General features: G+C 69.6%; 15 protein-coding genes. 9 read left to right on the top strand and 6 right to left on the bottom strand.

Annotated features, from left to right (window positions below; all coding sequences use genetic code 11):
- Positions 1-27 precede the first annotated feature (27 nt).
- Genes pstS through pstB form a run of 4 tightly spaced genes read left to right on the top strand, consistent with a single transcriptional unit; the run spans position 28 to position 4,012 of the window.
- The gene (pstS, locus tag VGH85_12315) at positions 28-1,137 is read left to right on the top strand and encodes a phosphate ABC transporter substrate-binding protein PstS (GenBank protein HEY2174582.1); all 1,110 of its coding nucleotides are present in this window, start codon (positions 28-30) and stop codon (positions 1,135-1,137) included.
- A gap of 19 nt (positions 1,138-1,156) precedes the next feature.
- A complete protein-coding gene (gene pstC / locus VGH85_12310; GenBank protein HEY2174581.1) occupies positions 1,157-2,164 on the top strand; it encodes a phosphate ABC transporter permease subunit PstC in 1,008 nt (335 codons plus the stop codon).
- The gene (pstA, locus tag VGH85_12305) at positions 2,161-3,216 is read left to right on the top strand and encodes a phosphate ABC transporter permease PstA (protein HEY2174580.1); all 1,056 of its coding nucleotides are present in this window, start codon (positions 2,161-2,163) and stop codon (positions 3,214-3,216) included. Before pstC ends, pstA begins: the two co-directional genes overlap by 4 nt.
- Positions 3,217-3,235: 19 nt before the next feature.
- Positions 3,236-4,012 (top strand): phosphate ABC transporter ATP-binding protein PstB, encoded by a 777-nt coding sequence (pstB, locus tag VGH85_12300; protein ID HEY2174579.1) that lies wholly within the window; start codon positions 3,236-3,238, stop codon positions 4,010-4,012.
- 24 nt (positions 4,013-4,036) lie between these two features.
- Here pstB and VGH85_12295 read toward each other — a convergent pair whose 3' ends face one another.
- The 4 genes from VGH85_12295 to VGH85_12280 form a co-directional block, all read right to left on the bottom strand.
- Positions 4,037-5,134, bottom strand: a complete 1,098-nt coding sequence (locus VGH85_12295) for an LCP family protein (GenBank protein HEY2174578.1) — start codon at positions 5,132-5,134, stop codon at positions 4,037-4,039.
- 292 nt (positions 5,135-5,426) lie between these two features.
- Positions 5,427-6,455: a YncE family protein gene (locus VGH85_12290; protein ID HEY2174577.1), complete on the bottom strand. Its 1,029-nt coding sequence runs from the start codon at positions 6,453-6,455 to the stop codon at positions 5,427-5,429.
- A 212-nt stretch (positions 6,456-6,667) separates the two neighbouring features.
- Entirely contained in the window at positions 6,668-7,252 is a 585-nt protein-coding gene (locus VGH85_12285; protein ID HEY2174576.1) for a polysaccharide deacetylase family protein, read from the bottom strand.
- Positions 7,253-7,690: 438 nt separating this feature from the next.
- The gene (locus VGH85_12280) at positions 7,691-8,272 is read right to left on the bottom strand and encodes a hypothetical protein (GenBank protein ID HEY2174575.1); all 582 of its coding nucleotides are present in this window, start codon (positions 8,270-8,272) and stop codon (positions 7,691-7,693) included.
- A 282-nt stretch (positions 8,273-8,554) separates the two neighbouring features.
- Between VGH85_12280 and VGH85_12275 the strand changes: the two genes are divergently transcribed.
- The 3 genes from VGH85_12275 to VGH85_12265 all read left to right on the top strand — a co-directional run bounded on the left by VGH85_12275 (position 8,555) and on the right by VGH85_12265 (position 15,571).
- Positions 8,555-10,372 (top strand): substrate-binding domain-containing protein, encoded by a 1,818-nt coding sequence (locus VGH85_12275; protein ID HEY2174574.1) that lies wholly within the window; start codon positions 8,555-8,557, stop codon positions 10,370-10,372.
- A gap of 100 nt (positions 10,373-10,472) precedes the next feature.
- Positions 10,473-14,759 (top strand): NEW3 domain-containing protein, encoded by a 4,287-nt coding sequence (locus tag VGH85_12270; protein HEY2174573.1) that lies wholly within the window; start codon positions 10,473-10,475, stop codon positions 14,757-14,759.
- On the top strand, positions 14,756-15,571 hold the full coding sequence (locus tag VGH85_12265) for a peptidylprolyl isomerase (GenBank protein ID HEY2174572.1): 816 nt from the start codon (positions 14,756-14,758) through the stop codon (positions 15,569-15,571). Before VGH85_12270 ends, VGH85_12265 begins: the two co-directional genes overlap by 4 nt.
- Here the strand turns inward: VGH85_12265 and VGH85_12260 are convergent.
- A complete protein-coding gene (locus tag VGH85_12260; GenBank protein ID HEY2174571.1) occupies positions 15,565-16,317 on the bottom strand; it encodes a class I SAM-dependent methyltransferase in 753 nt (250 codons plus the stop codon). The two genes, VGH85_12265 and VGH85_12260, sit on opposite strands and share 7 nt — an antisense overlap.
- 95 nt (positions 16,318-16,412) lie before the next feature.
- On the opposite strand from VGH85_12260, the gene VGH85_12255 reads away from it, so the two are divergent.
- Complete coding sequence (locus VGH85_12255) at positions 16,413-17,255, top strand: alpha/beta hydrolase (GenBank protein ID HEY2174570.1); 843 nt, start codon at positions 16,413-16,415, stop codon at positions 17,253-17,255.
- Between the two features lie 37 nt (positions 17,256-17,292).
- Here VGH85_12255 and VGH85_12250 read toward each other — a convergent pair whose 3' ends face one another.
- Positions 17,293-17,724, bottom strand: a complete 432-nt coding sequence (locus VGH85_12250; GenBank protein ID HEY2174569.1) for a hypothetical protein — start codon at positions 17,722-17,724, stop codon at positions 17,293-17,295.
- A 107-nt stretch (positions 17,725-17,831) separates the two neighbouring features.
- On the opposite strand from VGH85_12250, the gene VGH85_12245 reads away from it, so the two are divergent.
- Positions 17,832-18,088: hypothetical protein (locus VGH85_12245; GenBank protein HEY2174568.1), on the top strand; the 257-nt coding region annotated here is incomplete at its 3' end.

Genomic DNA, 18,088 nt, shown 5'->3' with positions numbered 1-18,088 from the left:
TCTCGTCTCGTGCGGAGGACCCGTCTCGTGAAGCACCGCTTCGCCACCAGCGCCTGCCTGCTCGCCGCAGGCGCACTCGCGCTCGCCGCCTGTGGCTCGGACAACAACAGCTCCTCGGCGTCGGCCGGCAGCACCAAGGCCGCGAAGACGTCCGACATCGCCTGTGCGAGCGGGCAGTTGCAACTCGCCGGCTCGACGGCCCAGACCAACGCCATGTCGGAGTGGATCAAGAACTACCAGAACGCCTGCTCCGACGCGACCATCAACTACGGCGGTGGTGGGTCCGGCCAGGGCGTGCAGAACTTCCAGGACGGCACGATCGACTTCGCCGGCTCGGACTTCCCGCTCGCCGCCGGGGAGGAGCAGAGCAAGGCCAACGCCCGCTGCAAGAGCGGCCCGGCCATCAACCTGCCGATGGTGCCCGGCCCGATCGCGGTCGCCTACAACGTGCCGGGTGTGAAGAACCTCAGCCTGTCTGCGGCGACGATCGGCCAGATCTTCTCCGGGAAGATCAGCAAGTGGAACGACTCGGCAATCAAGAAGGACAACCCGGGCGTCAACCTTCCGTCGACCGGCATCCAGTCGTTCCACCGGTCCGACGGATCGGGAACTTCCTACAACTTCACCAACTACCTGAGCCACGACGCCAAGAGCGCCTGGACCTACGGCGCGAACAAGGCCTGGCCGGCTCCTGGCGGTCAGGGCGAGAAGGGTACGGCGGGAGTCGCGCAGGGCGTGAAGTCGACGCCGGGCGGCATCGGCTACATGGAGCTCTCCTACGCGACGCAGAACAACCTGCCGTTCGCCAAGGTGGGCAACGCCGCGGGCAAGATGGTCGCGCTGACCACGGCGAATACGCAGAACTTCCTGGCCAAGGCGACCGTCGGCAGCGGTAACAACCTGCCGCTGACCTTCGACTACGCCAACCCCGACGCCAACGCCTATCCGAACGCGCTCGTCACCTACGAGATCGTCTGCTCGAAGGGCAACCCGTCGGACAAGAAGGCGCTGATCAAGAACTTCCTGACCTACCTGGCCAGCTCCAGCGGCCAAGGGGTGCTCCCCGGGCAGTCCTACGTGAAGCTGCCGGCCAACATCCAGTCCAAGGTCCAGGCGGCCATCAAGACGGTCAGCTGACCCGGGCTAAAGGAACCGGATGCAGGAGGACGTGGTCTCCGGAGGCGCTGGCGACGGGTCACCCCGTCGCCAGCTCTCCGCGGACGGACGCCAGCTCACCGACCACAACGCCTCCCGGGGCGACGCGGCGTTCCGAGGACTCACCAGGACGGCGGGAGTCTCCGTTCTGGTCCTGATTGCGGCGATCGCAGTCTTTCTCATCGCCAAGGCCGTGCCGGCGATCCAAAAGGACACGGTCAACTTCTTCACCTCGAGCGCGTGGAGCCCGGACGCATCGCCCTCGGTGTTCGGTATCGCGGCCCTCGCCGCCGGCACTCTGGTGAGCTCGGTGCTCGCGCTCATCATCGGCGTACCTATCGCCGTCGGGGTGGCGTTGTTCATCAGCCACTACGCACCACGCCGGCTCGCGCAGGGGCTGGGCTACATCGTCGACCTGCTCGCCGCGGTGCCGAGCGTCGTCTACGGCCTGTGGGCGCTGGTGTACCTGGTGCCCGCCATGGTCCCGCTCTCGAAATGGCTGCACACCTACCTCGGATTCATCCCGATCTTCGCCTCGGACGGCACTTACGGAAAATCACTGCTTGTCGGCGGTGTCGTCCTGGCAGTCATGATCCTGCCGATCGTCGCGGCAATCAGCCGCGAGGTGTTCCTGCTCGCTCCCCGCGAGCACATCGAGGCGGCCTACGCCTTGGGTGCGACGAGGTGGGAGACGATGCGCATGGTCGTGCTCCCCTACGGTCGGCCCGGGGTCATCAGCGCGACGGTCCTCGGTTTCGGCCGGGCACTCGGTGAGACGATCGCGGTCGCACTGATCCTGCCGGCCAACTACATCGCGACACTGCACATTCTCGAACCCAAGGGAAACTCCATCGCGGCCAACATCGCCAACGTCTACGGCGACGCCGGTGACATCGGGCGAGGTGCGCTCATCGCCTCCGGGCTGGTGCTCTTCGCCATCACACTCGTCGTCAACATCGGCGCCCGGCTGGTCGTGGCCCGCCGACGCGAATTCCGGGCCGCGACGTGACCGCGCTGACAGTCGACCAGTGGGACGGCGGCGCATCGCTGCGCGGCCGGCGGCTGCCCAGGTGGAGCTTTTTCGCCGTCGCAGCAGCGGTTCTGCTCGCGACATGGGGCGTATTCGCGATCACCCCGCTGCAGGGACGGGTCGACTACTTCGTTGTCGCCGTTCCCGCCTACCTCGCGGTCCAGACGATCGTGGCCGCGGTGGTCGAGGGCGGCCGGCGGGCGAAGGACCGGCTGGCCACCCTCGCGTTGGGCGTGTGCTTCATCGTCGCGCTGATCCCGCTGGTCGGCGTACTCGGCTACACCATCGTCAAGGGCGTCGCCCGGCTCGACCCCACCTTCCTGACCCATTCGATGCGCAGCGTCGCCGAACAGGACGCCAACGGCGGCGCCTATCACGCGATCGTCGGGACCATCGAACAGGTCGGCATCGCGACCCTGATCGCGGTGCCGATCGGGCTGCTGGTGGCGATCTACCTGGTCGAATACAGCCGCGGCCGGCTCGGGCGGGTGGTGAGCTTCTTCGTCGACGTGATGACCGGGCTGCCGTCGATCGTCGCGGGTCTGTTCATCTACGCCTTCTGGGTGCTCGCCCTCGGCATGGGCTACTCCGGGTTCGCCGGGTCGCTGGCGCTGCTGGTGCTGATGCTGCCGACGATCGTCCGCTCGGCGGAGGAGGTCCTGAAGCTCGTCCCCAACGAACTCCGGGAGGCGAGCTACGCCCTCGGGGTGCCTAAGTGGCGGACGATCATGCGGGTCGTGCTGCCCACCGCGATACCCGGCATCGCCACCGGGATCATGCTCGCCATCGCCCGGGTCATCGGGGAGACCGCACCGCTGCTGCTGACCGTCGGCTTCGCGTCGTCGATCAACAACAACCCCTTCAGCGGCCCTCAGGAGGGCCTGCCGCTGTTCGTCTTCACCGAGTCCGGGCTGCCCAACCAGACTGCGCTGGACCGGGCGTGGGCCGGGGCCCTCACCTTGATCATCATCGTGATGGTGCTGAGCCTGCTGGCTCGGCTCGTTGCCCGATTCGCCCGCGCCCGCGGCTGACCGAGGAGAGAATCCTTCCATGGCCAAACGCATCGACGTCTCCGGCCTCAACGTCCACTACGGGAAGTTCCTCGCGGTGGCAGATGTGTCGATGTCGATCGACCCGCGCACCGTCACCGCACTCATCGGGCCGTCCGGATGCGGCAAGTCGACGTTCCTGCGGACGCTCAACCGGCTGCACGAGGTGATCCCCGGCGCGCGGGTCGAGGGCAAGGTCCTGCTCGACGACGAGGACATCTACGGAGCCGACGTCGACCCGGTCAACGTTCGTCGGGTGATCGGGATGGTCTTCCAGCGCCCCAACCCCTTCCCGACGATGTCCATCTACGACAACGTCGTGGCCGGCATCAAGCTGCGTGGCCGGCACAGCCGGTCGGAGATGGACAGCGTCGTGGAGCGGTCGCTGCGCGGCGCCAACCTCTGGACCGAGGTCGCGGATCGGCTCAAGCGTCCCGGCGGGAGTCTCTCCGGCGGCCAGCAGCAGCGGCTGTGCATCGCCCGGGCGATCGCCGTGGAGCCGCAGGTGCTGCTGATGGACGAGCCGTGCTCCGCACTCGACCCGATCTCCACGCTCGCGATCGAGGACCTCATCGGCGAGCTCAAGGAGCGCTACACGATCGTCATCGTCACGCACAACATGCAACAGGCCGCCCGGGTGAGCGACCGCACCGGGTTCTTCACCCTCGCCGGCGTCGGCGAGCCCGGTCGGCTCATCGAGATGGACGACACCCAGAAGATCTTCAGCAACCCGACCGAGAAGAAGACCGAGGAATACATCACCGGCCGGTTCGGCTGACGACCCGGCGCACGGCCCGGTGGGTCAGACGGTGCACTTCTTGTCGGAGGCGTTGATCGCACCGGGCTGGCTGGGCTTCGGCGTGGGCTTGGACGACGGCTTGGGCGACGGCGACTTCTTCGGCGTGCCGCTGCGGTGTGCCGCCGGCGACTTCGTCGTCACCGTGCTGTCGTCGATGATGTCCTTCCACAACCGTGTGCCCGCGGCCTGGTCGAGGAGCACCTTGCCAGCGTTGGCGGGGTATCCCGGCGGGGCATAGTCACGATTGGCGATCGGCGCCGTGAAGAACGTCGCGTGGGCCGGGTCGAGATGCCGCAGCCGGCCGGCCAGGTTGTAGAGGTCGGTGATGTGCGTGCCCTTGTCGAGCGTCACCGAGCGGGTCGCCGCGTCGAGGAAGGACTTCAGCCGGCCCGGGTTGAACAGGATCCCCTTACTCGTCGCCACCCGGATCACCGAACCGAGGAAGCTCTGTTGGCGCTTGATCCGGTCGAGGTCCGAGCCGTCACCGAGGGTGTACCGCGCCCGGACATAGGCCAGCGCCTGGGTTCCGGTGATCATCTGGGTGCCCGGATGCAGCCGAAGTCCGCTCTTCGGATCGTCGACGGTGGTGGGTGAGCAGACCGGTACGCCGCCCAACGCCCGCACCATGTTGGTGAAGCCGCTGAAGTCGACCTGGACGAAATGGGTGATCTTGATCCCGGTCATCGACTGCACCAGCCGGATCGTGCAGGCCGGCCCGCCCAGTTCGAACGCGGAGTTGAAGGATCCCTGGTAGGGCTTGGTCTGCTGTCCGCCCGACTTCTGACAGGACGGCACGTGCACCCAGGCATCGCGCGGGAAGCTCACCATCGTCGCCTTCGCACCCGTCGGCGAGATGTGGGCCAGGATCGTGGTGTCCGACCGCGCACCGCTCACCTCGCCGGGGCTCGTCTCGAAGGACTTGTCCGCTCCGGCGCGGGTGTCGGAACCGATGAGCAGGAAGTTCTGCGCGTGCAGTTGCCGCGTCGCTTCCTTGATGTTCGGGTCCTTGGTGGCGAGCACATTGACCCGGTGGATCTGGTCGTCGTAGTGCTGGTAGGCCGCGTAGCCCACAGCGGCCACCGCGACCAGAAGACACGCCACCGCGCCCGCGATCCACACCGCGATACGCCCCCAGCGACGGCGTGCTCCACCGTGATGCCGGTGACGTCCGCGTTCGTCGTCCGCGTCGCGCCTTGTCCGGGACCCGTGCGGCCTCGCGTGTGTCACGGCGCTTGGACTCCTCCGCGCGTCGTGGAGGCCCGTCAGACGGGCCCCCGGAAACAGTGACTCGTCGAACATGGCGGACCCAACGCGCCCCGCGTCCGCAACAACGGCAGATGCTACGGGGTAGCACCGCACCGGCGCGAATCAGGTCGACGTTCTCCGGCGACGCTCACCGTGTGATGCCGGTGTGCCCCAACGAGTAGCGGCCGGGCTGCGGCCATACGCACAGTCCGTGCGGACCGGTGCCGACCGGAATCTTCTTGATGAGATGTCCGTCGGCCGTGCTGATTGCATAAACCACGTTGTTGTACCTACCGGAGACCCAGAAAACTTTACCGTCGGCCGAGAGGTTGCCCATGTCGGGGCTGCCGCCGCCGGGGATGCGCCACTTCGCCATCGGGCGGCGGGTCGCGAGATCGACGACCGTGATGCTGCCCTCGCCGCGGTTGGTGACGAAGAGCCGCTTCCCGGTGCGGTCGACGTACAGACCGTGGGCGCCGACGCCGGTCGGCTGGAAACGCAGGACGTGGGTGGCGGCCCCGTCGATCAGGTACACGCCGTTGGCCACCATGTCGGCGACGTAGAAGACCTTGCCGTCGGGTGAGAGCTTCACGTCCTGCGGCATGCCGTCCGACCGCTGCGGCAGGTCGATCGTGCGCACCAGCCGCCGGTGCTCGACGTCGACGACCACCATCCGGTCGCTGAACTCACAACTGGCCAGCAGCAGGCGTCCGTTGGCGGTGAAATCCATGTGGTCGACGCCACCGCATTGCGGCAGGAACAGCGAGTGTTCCCGCCGCCAGGTGTGCGGGTTGTAGAAGTCCAGCCGCCGGTAGGCTTCCGCGACGACGATCGCGTAGCGGCCGTCCGGGGTGAAATACATGTTGTACGGGTCCTGCACCGCGATCGGACGCCCAGGCTTGCCGTTCTTCGGATCGATCGGGGTGAGACTTCCGCCGGGTACCGCGTCGGCGACGGCGTAGAGCGTCTTCAGGTCGTAGGACGGCACGACGTGCTGCGGTTCTCGTCCGACCGGAAAACGGTTGATGACCCGCATCGTGTGCTGGTCGATGACGTAGACGTCGTTGCTCTTGGTGTCCGGCACGTAGACCAGCGGCCGGTCGCCGCGCACGGTCGGACTCAGCATCCCGGGGCCGGCGGCCGCGTAGACGTCGGTCGGCGACACCGGGGGCGGCATCCCGGGCAGCAGATCCGATCGATGCGTCTTCGGAGGCGGTGCCGTCGGCGACGGGGCCGGACTCGAGGGGGCGGGGCTCGACGGGGCCGGACTCGAGGTGGCCGGACTGGCCGGCGACTCGGCACGAGCACTGTGCGGAGTCGTCGAGCAGGCCGTCGCCAGCACCGGCACTGCCAATACGGCGCAGATGACCACGCGCCCCCGCCCGAGCCTCACGACTGCAGGAGCCTACTTGCCGAGACCGGCCGCAGTCCGCGATTCGTCAGATCCTCGAGCACGCCGGGCATCGCGACCACCGTGCCGGGATGGCCGAAGTGCATGCTCACCACCGATCCGGGCCGGGCCGCGGCCAGGTTGCGCCGCACCGCGTCCGGTCCGGGATCGGTCCAGTCCAGTGAATCGACGTCGTAGGAGAGGCAGATCGGGTAGCCGGCGGCGCCGGCCACCTGACGGATGAGGGGGGTCGAATGCTGGGCCGACGACTGCCTGAAGTGCGCGCCCGGTGAGCCGGTCAGCTTGTGCAGCAGGTCGCGGCAGCGGTCGACCTCGTCCCGTACCGCGGGTTCACCGAGATCGGCGAGCACCGGGTGGGTCCAGGTGTGGTTGCCGAGCTCATGCCCGGCGCCGGTGATCTCCTTCGCCATCTCCGGGTTGGCATCGAGCCACACCCCCACCGCGAGCACGGTGACCTGGGCACGGTGCGCGGCGAAGATGGTGAGCAACTCGCGGGCGATGCCCGGATCGCCTGCCCCGTGGAACGTCAGAGCCACCTCGGGACGATTGCGCCGGCCGTGCACCACCTCGTGCGCGGGCCCGCGGGGCACCGCCGACCGGGTCGGAGCTGGTCGGGTCCCCGTCGGTGATGCGGTCGGTGATGCCGTAGGCGATGCGGTCTTCCGGGGTGCCGCAGCGCGGTGACCGGCCGCCCGTCGCCCGGCCACGCATCCCGCCGCTCCGGCGAGAACCGCGAGACCGATGACCGTGCGCCGGGGAATCGGTGAGGACACGGAAGAAGCGTACGGGCGGACGGTCGGATTTCCGCGTTTCTCCAGGTCCGGGCAAAGTAATAGCAAGTGCACGATGGGCGGCCGATGACGCCGTACATCGACGGTTCTCCGACCGTTATCTCGCAGGTCGTGAAGGCGAATTTCGGAAGCGGCGTTCCCGCGCACATCGGATTTCTCATCGTCCAATTGGCGACGACGCTGATCCTTTATGCAGGTCCCGGCCGGGGACTAGAGCTCCGGGCCTCGGGTGCGTACCTCGTCGACGGCGGTCATCGCCTCGCGGAGCTCGGCGAGCCAGCCATCGGCGTGCTCGCCGACCAGCCGCACAGACCAGACCAGGGCCTCCGAGCGCGACCGCGCCACGCCGGAATCGACGAGGGTGTCGAGGACCTGTCGCTCGGGCTGCCGGAGCCGGGTCATCACCGGCACGGCGGCCGTGGTGAACAGCTGACGGGTCTCGCCCACCTCGGCGCCCCAGGCGACCTTGCGGGCGTAACGCGCTTCCGCCTCACGGGCGATCGAGATCCGCTCGTCGCGGGTCTCCTCGCGGAATCTGCTGATCCGGCCGGCTTCGGCGGCCGCCCGGGCCTCCGGTGTGGCGTCGCTCGGCACCTCCGGGGGGTCGAGTCGGCCGACCACGACGATCTCGTCGCGATCACTCGTCACCGTGGGCGCTGTGGCGAACCACCCGTCCGGCAACCGGCCGGCGAACCACGCCGGGGCATCCCCCACCGGTGGTAGATCGACGTGCTGCGGACGGCCGCCCCGCCCGCCGGCCCAAGGGGGACCGGACCATCGTCCTCGTGGCATCCTGCTCACTCCTTCAGTTGATGATTACATCATTACTCCCTTACTCGAACTACACAAGTAAGCGGGATACGCCGAGGGTGAACGTCGGGGAATTACACGATGTGTAGTAGGGCGCTCACCGACCGCCGACGAAGTCGATCTCGGTTTGACAGGGCCACTTGGCTTACGGAGGCTGACTCCATTCACATCGTCCTCCCCGGACATCCACGCGGATCGCGGCCGTCGTAGCACGCGGGTCGCCCGACCGGGAAAGGCAGGGCGTTCGGGGCAGGAGCACGAGCAATGGCACGACACGCAGCGGCCAAACATGGAGCGCCTTCGCGCTGGCCGCGTCGGGTGAAGATCATCGCACCGCTCGTCGTCCTCGTCGTCATCGCCGGTGCCATCACCGCCTTCGCCCTCGGGCGTACGCAGAACCACCCGCAGGCGGCCGCCCCGCCGACCGGTCCCTGCTCGCTCGGGACGATCCGGCTGTCGGTCGGTGCCGATCCGGACGCGGTGGGGTGGCTCCGCGACCTCGCCGATCGCTACACCGCCGCCCGGCACGAGGTCAACCACCAGTGCATCACCCCCCAGGTCGATGCGCTGTCGACCGCGGACGCCGGGCTCGCGCTGCGGACGACGCCGGTGCTCGGCTCGACTCCGCCCGCGGTCTGGGTGCCGGAGTCGACGACGGCGCTGAACCTCGTCCGCGCGACCCCCGCCAGCGCGGCGGTACTGCCGGCGACCGCGCCCTCCATCGCGACGTCTCCCATGGTGCTGGCGACGAGCGCCGATGCCACCCAGGCGATCCAGGCCGCCGGGCAGGGGCCGACGCTCGCCAAGGCCGTCCTGCGGGCGGCCGCTGATCCGCACGGGTGGGGAGCACTCGGCCATCCGGACTGGGGCGTGATGCACTTCAGCATCCCCGATCCGGAGACGACCGCGAGCGGCTTGGCGACGATCTCGGCAGCCGCCGCGACCACCGCGGGCGTGGCGCCGCAGGACCTGTCGAAGACGATGTTCACGTCCTCGTCGGTCCAAGGTGGACTGCGTGCCCTGAATGGGGTGACGAGCACCGACCAGGACAGCGACGCATTGCTGTCCGCCGCCCGCCAGACCACGTCCGATGAGTCGCTGCGCAGCAAGCTCGGCGTCCTCGCCGTCCCGGAGCAGGACGTCTGGCGCTACAACGACGCATCGCCGAAGGTGCCGCTGCACGCCAGCTACCCGTGGGACGGCTCGCTCGGCGCCGACTACCCGTTCGTCACCACCCACGGGCAGTGGATGGATCCCCAGACCAACAAGGCGGCGACCGACTTCGCGAACTGGCTGCGCAGTGCGCCGGCTCAGGACCAGCTGGCCCGGGCCGGCCTGCGGCACGCGGACGGATCACCCGGCGCCCTGCGTGGCACCGGGATCTCGAAGGCCACGTTCGGTCCCACCCCGCTGCGCGGGGAGGGCGCGGCGGCCGCCGGACGGACCGCGTGGGCGCTGATCACCCGCCGGGTCTCCGTTCTCGGTCTCATCGACGTGTCGGGATCGATGTCGGAGGTCGTCCAGCCGGACGGTCAGACCAAGCTCGACCTCGCCCGGGCGGCCGCGGCCGGATCACTCAATCTCTTCTCCGCCGGCGATCAGATCGGGCTGTGGGAGTTCTCGACCGGGCTCGACGGCGCCCGGCCCTACAAGGAACTGGTGTCGCTCGGGCCGGCCGACGACAAGATCAATGGCATCGACCGGAGGGACGCGTCGGCGGCGGCGTACAAATCGCTTCAGGCCACGGGCGGCACCGCGCTCTACGCCTCGGTACTCGCGGCCGACGACGCGGCCAAGAACAACTACGTGACCCACGGCGTCAACACGATCGTGCTGCTCACCGACGGCCGGAACGAGGACGCATCGGGCGGCCCGGACCTGCCGACGCTGCTGAGCGACCTGCAGCAGACGGCCCGGAGCGACACCCCGGTGCACGTGATCACGATCGCCTACGGCAAGGACGCCGATACCGACGCGCTCGCCAAGATCGCCAAGGCATCGGGCGGGAAATCGTTCGTCGCGCCCGATCCGAGCACGATCGACGACGTCTTCATCAATGCCCTCGGCGCGGTCGGTTCGTGATCAACCGGCCCCTCGGACCATCGCGCGACCGGCCGATGCGACCCGACGGCCGGACCGATAGCGTCTCGCAGAACTAACCGGTGTCGGAGGTGTGGTGCTCGTGCGGGCATGGATCGATGGACTCGAGTCGACGATGTGTTTCGTCGACGGGGAGTCGAGCGGCGATCAGCCGCAGCAGGTGGTACGGATCCGGCTCCACGTGGAGGGCCGCGGCGGCACCCTCTCGGTGGCGGTGACCGGCGGCGGCCTCGTCACCCCCAGCCCGGTCTCGGCCGATCCGGCCGACGGTGAGCTCTCGGTGGAGGTCGGCGTCGTCGGCTGGACCGAGCACCCAGCCGGAACCGCCGTACCGGTCACGGCCACGGTGCACGATTCGGACGGCGAGCAGCTGGCCAGCCGCGACGGGGAAGTGATCATCTCCGAACCGGGCTGGACGATGTGGATGGTGCCGCACTTCCACTACGACCCGGTCTGGTGGAACACCCAGGCGGCCTACACCTGCCGGTGGGACGAGCTTCCGGACGCCCAGGCGACCCGCGGCGACGTGCAGCAGGCCGGCTTCGACCTGGTGCGGGCGCACACGGAGGCCGCCCGGCGCGACCCCGACTACCGGTTCGTGCTGGCCGAGATCGACTATCTCAAGCCCTACTGGGACGCCTTCCCCGAAGAGCGGGCCATCCTGCGCCAGCTGATGGCCGACGGACGGCTCGAGCTGATGGGCGGCACCTACAACGAGCCCAACAGCAACCTCACCAGCGCCGAATCCACCGCGCGCAACGCCGTCTACGGCATCGGTTTCCAGCGCGACATCATGGGCGGCGACCCCGAGACCGCGTGGCAGCTCGACGTCTTCGGCCACGACCCGCAGTTCCCCGGGCTGATGGCCGACGCCGGCCTGGCCAACAGCTCCTGGGCCCGCGGGCCCTTCCACCAGTGGGGCCCGATCCGCAACCCCGGCGGGGAGAACAAAGACGTCACCCGGATGCAGTTCCCGGCCGAATTCCGCTGGCTGTCCCCGTCCGGGCACGGCGTGGTCACGAGCTACATGGCCGACCACTACGGCTCGGGCTGGGACATGGCCTCGGCCACGACCCTCGCAGAGGCGGAGGCGTCGGCGTACCGCAACTTCTCCGAGTTGGCGAAGGTCGCCTCGACCAAGAACGTCCTGCTGCCGGTCGGCACCGACTACACCCCGCCGACGCAGTGGGTCACCGAGGTGGCCCGCGACTGGAACTCCCGCTATGCCTCGCCGAAGTTCGTCTGCGCGATCCCGCGCGAGTTCTTCGCCGCCGTACGCCGGGAGTCGGCCGGCGGTGCCGGGCTGTGGCCGCAGACCCGCGACATGAACCCGGTCTACACCGGCAAGGACGTCTCCTACATCGACATCAAGCAGGCACAGCGCGCCGCCGAGGACGCGCTGGTCGACGCCGAGAAGTTCGCCACCCTCGCCGGTCTCCTCGCCGGCGCGCGGTACCCCGAGGTGGCCTTCGACAAGGCGTGGCGGCAGTTGGCCTACGGCGCCCACCACGACGGCATCACCGGAAGCTTCTCCGACCAGGTCTACCTCGACCTGCTCACCGGCTGGCGTGAGGCGCACGACCTCGCGGTCACCGCACGGGACAACGCACTCGAGGTGCTGGTGTCCACAGTGGACACACGGGCCGACTCGGACGCCGACCGTCCGCTCGTCGTCGTCAACCCGTTGTCCTGGGCGCGCACCGACGTGGTGACCGCCCGGATCGACCTGCCCGGGCCGGGCACCCGCGGGCTCGCCGTCGTCGACGACGCCGGCGCTGTCCTGCCGGCGCTCACCGAGCATGCCGAGCACCACGCGGACGGCACGCTGCGATCGACGACGTTGACCTTCCTGGCCCGCGACGTGCCGGGCGTCGGGCACCGCACCTTCTGGGTGCGGCCTGCCGACTCGGAATCGGCGGGCTGGTCCACCGTGGACGGCGTCGAGGCGTCGAGTGACGCCTACACCGTCCGGCTCGACCCGGCGCGTGGTGGCGGCATCGCCAGTCTCGTGGAGCGGGCGAGCGCGGCCGAACTCGTGCGCGACGGAGCCGTCGGCAACGAATTCCGACTCTACGACGAGCACCCCGCGCACCCGACCTTCGGCGAGGGTCCCTGGCACCTGCTTCCGCGCGGCCCGGTCGTCACCTCGGCCGACGGAACGGCCGAGGTCGCCGTGCAGAGCTCGCCGATCGGGCAACGGATCACCGCCCGCGGGCGGCTGGCCAGCCTGACCTACACCACCGAGCTCCGCCTGCTCGACGGCACCGGCCGGGTCGACGTACGCACCACCGTCGACGGCTTCGCGGGAGCCGACCAGCTGCTGCGGATGCGATTCCCCGCCGACATCCCCGGCGCCATGCCGGTCTCGGAGGTCGCCGACGCGGTGATCGGCCGCGGCCTCGGGCAGCCCGACGTCGACACCGCCGAGGCACCGTGGACGCTCGACAACCCGGCCTACACGTGGTTCGGAGCCGGTAGCACCGCGCGGGTGCGGATCGGCGACACGGTGCGCGCGATCGGCGTCGCCGAGGTGGTCGCCGACGGCGGTGAGCTGTCCGCCGGACATCTCGACGGTCTGGTCACCCAGCTCGGCCGGGTCGGGGTGACCGTCACCTCGTCCTCGCCCGAGCGCGCCCGTTACGGCGGACTTGACTTCGACTCCAACCTGCCGGACGTGCGGATCAGCGTCGGTGGCCCGGGCAGCAACGCCTTCACCGCGCAGGTGCTCGACGCCGTCGACGGCTCCTACGCCGCCGAGCTCACCCGGCAGATCACCGCGCAGGGCAGCGGGCGCGTGTGGGTCCCGGCGAGCCGCACTCTGGCCGAGCAGTTCGTGCCGAACGCCGACGTGCGCGGGGTCCGCGACCTTCCGGTGCTGATCGTGGCGGCCGCCGACGCCGACGCGACCCGGGCCGCTGTCGCGGACCTCATCGGCGACCTGGCCGATGCCACGATCGACGTCACGCAGGATTCCGCGCTCCCCGCGGCTCCGCAGGACGAGCCGTCGCTCGTCGACCGGACCGTCGGGGTCCTCAACCGCGGTATGCCGAGCTTCGTGGTCGACCCGTCGGGCGCACTGCACCTGTCGCTGCTGCGGTCCTGCACCGGTTGGCCGTCGGGAGTGTGGATCGATCCGCCGAAGCGCACCGTGCCGGACGGCTCGCCGTTCCAGCTGCAGCACTGGAGCCACACCTTCGACTACGCATTCGTCGCCGGTGCCGGTGACTGGCGGAGCAATCGGATTGTCCACAGTGGACACTCGTTCAACCATCCGCTGCTCCCCCGGTCGACCGCGCAACACGACGGCACGCTGCCCGCGCGCGAGACCCTCATCTCGGTTCAGCCCGACACGGCGATGCTCGAGACGTTCAAGGCCACCGGTAACCCGCTGTCGCGCGGTGACTCGACCGTCGCCGACCCACGGCGGCAGGTGACGGCGCGGCTCTACGAAGCGCACGGCAGCGCGACGGAGGCGACGTTGCACACCGTCGTACCGTTGAGCGACGCGCATCACGCCGACCTGCTGGAGAAGTCGGGTGAGGCGCTTCCCGTCGGCGATGCGGTCACCGTGCCGCTCGGCGGCGCCGGGATCGTGACCGTGACGGCCCGGCCGGAGTCGACGCATCAGGGAGACGGCGTCGTCCTGGCCCCCGAACACGAGCCTGCGCAGCCGGTCTACACGCGCTACTGGATGCACAACAAGGGTCCGGCGCCGGTTGGCTACCTGCCGCTGGCCGTGCACGTGCACCCGGCCGAATTGCGGGCCGACGGGCCGGTGTCACTTCGGGTCACGGCGGCCTCGGATCTCGTCGACGCCGCGATCAACACCCGGGTGCGGATCGGCCTACCGGACGGCTGGAGCGCTGACACGACCGAGCAGCTGGTCGGGCTCGAGCCCGGTGCCCACACCGAGTTCGAGGTCACCGTCACGCCGGCCACCGACGCCCGCGCCGGGCTGTACCTGGTCTCGGTGCAGGCCGACGCACCCGACGGTCAGGTCGTCGAGGATCTCGCGGTCGTGTCGGTCGGCGGAGCGACCGACGTGTCGACCGAGCTCGCCGCGAGCATCACCGCGGATGTGGTCACCGCACCCGCAGGCGAGCGGACCGAGTTCGAGCTGGCGATCAGCAGTACGGCACGCAGTGAGCTGCACGGCGAGGTGGCGCTGATCAGTCCCTGGGGCACCTGGGACCTGCTCAGTCCTGCGGCGGCCGGGTTCTCGGTCGAGCCGGGTGGCAAGTCCAGCGTGCGGTTCGCCGCCGACGTCCCCGGCGGAGCGCCGGCGGCCACGACGTGGCTGCTGGCCAAGGTGATGTGCGCCGGCCGGGTGCTCTACACCGAGGCCGTGCCCTTCGTCGTCGTGGGATGACTCACCAACACCACCACGAGGCGGTGATCGGCACCGTCGCCGGGCGAGGAGTGCCCGCGGAGCTGCTCGAGCAGCGGCTCGCCGCGATGTATGCCTCTCCGGCGGCGGTGGCGCTGCCCGCGCGCGGCGACATGGAGTGGCGGCGGCTACGCCGGTGGGTCGCCCAGCTGCTCCTCACCGAGGCGCTCGTCCGGGCCGAGGCGGACCGGCTCGGCGTCACCGCCGAGGCGGCACCGGCGGCGGATGTCGCCGAAGCGGTCCGGCTCGCCGCCACCGGCAGCCTGGCGGCCGCAGCCCTCTCGGCCCAGCCGCTGGCCCGCGCCCTCTTCGACCGGGTGAGCCGCGACATCGACGTCGACGAGTCCGCCGTACGCGCCTACTACGACCGCAACCCGGACCGGTGGCGGCGGCCGGCCCGGTGTCGGCTGCGCCATCTGCTCGCGGACGACGAGGACGGCGCCCGCCGGGCCGTCGACCGGCTCGACCGGGAGGGCGAAGTCTGGTCGCGGGCGGTCGATGATCTGCCGCATCCGCTCGGTGCGGCGATCGCGGGCGCCGAGCCGGGCACGGTCGTCGGCCCGGTCGCCTCGGCGTTCGGCTGGCACGTCGTCCGGGTCGACGAGTTGCGCCCGGCCGGGATCACGCCGTACGACGAGGTGCGGCCGGGCATCGCCGACACGTTGCGCAAGTCAGCGCAGGCCGACTACTTCGAGCGCTGGCTCGAGCGCCGCCGCCGCGAGCAGGTCGAGGTCGCCGAGGGCTACGAGCACCCCGGCAGCCCGAATCAGCCCGACTTCGCCCACCATCACTGAGCGACGTCCTTGTCGCGGAGGACGAAGACGCCCCAGCCGAGGTAGCGGCGGCCGTACTCGAGGTAGGAGCGGCGTCCGGCGGCGACCCGGCCGGCGAACTCCTCGGCATCCGGCTCGTCGGCGTGCTCGCGGAGCCAGGTGTTCGCGGTCATCCATTGCGTTGCCATGTAGCGGTCCCAGCTGTCGCCGTCGGCGAGGACCATCTCGACCAGGTCGGTGCCGCACTCCTCGAACCGATCGAGGGTGCCGGACAGCGAGGTGAACTCGTCCGCGCCGAAGCCGAGCGCCTCGAGCGCGCCGGAGGGTGGCGGGTCGATCAAGTAGGGCTCGCCGACCAGCAGCAGACCACCCGGCTTGAGCGCCGGCTTCATCAGCTCGAGCGTGCCGACCAGACCGCCGCCGATCCATGTCGCGCCGATGCAGCTGACGATGTCGAAGGCCTGCGGTGCGGCCTGGTAGTCCTCCGCCTTTCCGTGCACGAGTTCGACCTGCGCCTCGACAGTCAGCTCGGCGGCCCTTGCCCGGGCAGCCTCGAGGAATACCTCGCTGACGTCCACGCCGACACCCTGTATCCCGTAGCGGGACGCCCAACTGCACAGCAACTCCGCCTTGCCGCAGGCCAGATCGAGCAGCTGCAGCGCCGGTTCGAGCCGGCAGATTTCACCGACGAGCGCGAGCTTCTTTTCGGTCAAGGGGTTGAGGATGCGATGCGCCGATTCGGCCCGCTCGTGGAACACCAGGTTCATGAGGCTCCTCTGCCATCGTCGTCGTGGCACGGTAGGACGGACGGCGTACCCGGCCCAACCGATTTCTTCGACGGCCGGAGGTTAGCGTTTCTGTCATGGCCGACCAGCTGTCCAATGGCGAGCAACTCCTCGAGATCAACGGCGTCGACCTCTGCGTCGAGACCTTCGGGAACGCCGAGCACCCGGCCGTCCTGCTCGTCCATGGGGCGGCCGCGTCGATGCTGTGGTGGGACGCGGAGCTCTGCGAACGGATCGCCGTACACGACCGGTTCGTGATCCGCTATGACAACCGCGACACCGGCAGGTCGACCAGCTACCCGCCCGGAAAGCCGGGCTACTCGCTCACCGACCTGGTCGGCGATGCGCTCGGCATCCTGGATGCGCTGGGCGTCGAGCGGGCCCACATCGTCGGCCAGTCCATGTTCGGCGGGATCGTCCTCGTCTTCGGGGTGGACCACCCCGACCGGGTCGCGTCGTTGACGTTCGTGTGCACCAGCACGGGGGACTCCGGTCTCCCACCACCCACACTCCGGCTGAACGCCCCCGCTCCGCCGGATTACACCGACCCGGCCGAAGTCGTCGACTTCACCGTCGGGTCGACGAAGGCATACGCCGGCGACTCGCCCCTCTTCGACGAGACCGCGATGCGAGCACTCGTAGAACACGACGTCGCCCGTGCCACCAACATCGAGTCGACGCTCACCAACCACTACGCCATGGACATCGACGGCCCGACCGGCGGCAGCTTCGGTGACATCGACGCTCCTACCCTTGTCGTGCACGGCGACCACGATCCGGTCTTTCCCCTTGCCCACGGCGAAGCGCTGCGCGACGCGGTGCCTGGCGCCGAGCTGGTGGTGCTGCCCGGTGCGGGCCATGAGGTGCCGCGAGCCTTGTGGGACGTCTTCGTACAGGCACTCGTCCGGCACACGTCGTAGCGGGCTGCGCGCCGCTCTTAGTGGAATTGCACGCCGCTTAGTGGAATTGCACGCCGCGCGCGATCGCGACGGCGAGGATGAGTGCGACGACGAAGTCGACCGCAGCACAGAACGGCGGCCACCATCTTGTGTTGGCGACGAATCTCGTGCGGTGCTGCCACAGGTCCTTCAACCCGTGGCCGGCCAGACCGCCGACGATGAGCCAGGCCGAACCCGTGACCCCGGCCGCCGCGACGACGACGAAGGCCCCGGCGACGACGCATTCGACCGCGATGACCTTGCCGCGGCCGTCGGCGACGCTGAAGCCGATGTAGACCGCGGCGATGAGAGTGAGACCGAGTGCATAGACAGTCGCTCGGTCGAGCCACCAGAAAGCGAACGGTGATGCAGCCTGGATGACGCCGACGACGATCCCCCACGCGATCGGCACACGGAGGTCGGGGCGGCTCGCTGACGCGTCGCTGTCCATTGCCGCTTCCCGTCCGCGGGCATCGTCGGTGGACCGGCTACCAGGACCGTACGCGGGGTGTGGACAGCGCGAGCGGCGTTCGGGGCGGCGTCCCTAGAATCGAACGCATGTTCGATAGCAGTCCGGTGGGACCTGAGTGGGCGTCGCGGCTGGCGCGGACCGACCTGGACCGGCTCGGCGACGACGATCTGGTCGAGGTGATCGACGGTTGGGACCGGCTGGCGTCGTGGGCGCAGGCGCGGCAGGCCGGCGCGATCGCGGTGTTCGCCGCCCGCCGCCCGCCGGTGGACTCCGACGATCATGGGGTCGGGGTGAGCGAGTTCGCCGCGGATGAGTTGGCGGTGGCGCTGCGGCTGTCCCGCCC

Source organism: Mycobacteriales bacterium (assembly GCA_036497565.1).
Taxonomy (GTDB): Bacteria; Actinomycetota; Actinomycetes; order Mycobacteriales; family QHCD01; genus DASXJE01.
This window is presented reverse-complemented; position numbering and strand designations above follow the sequence as displayed.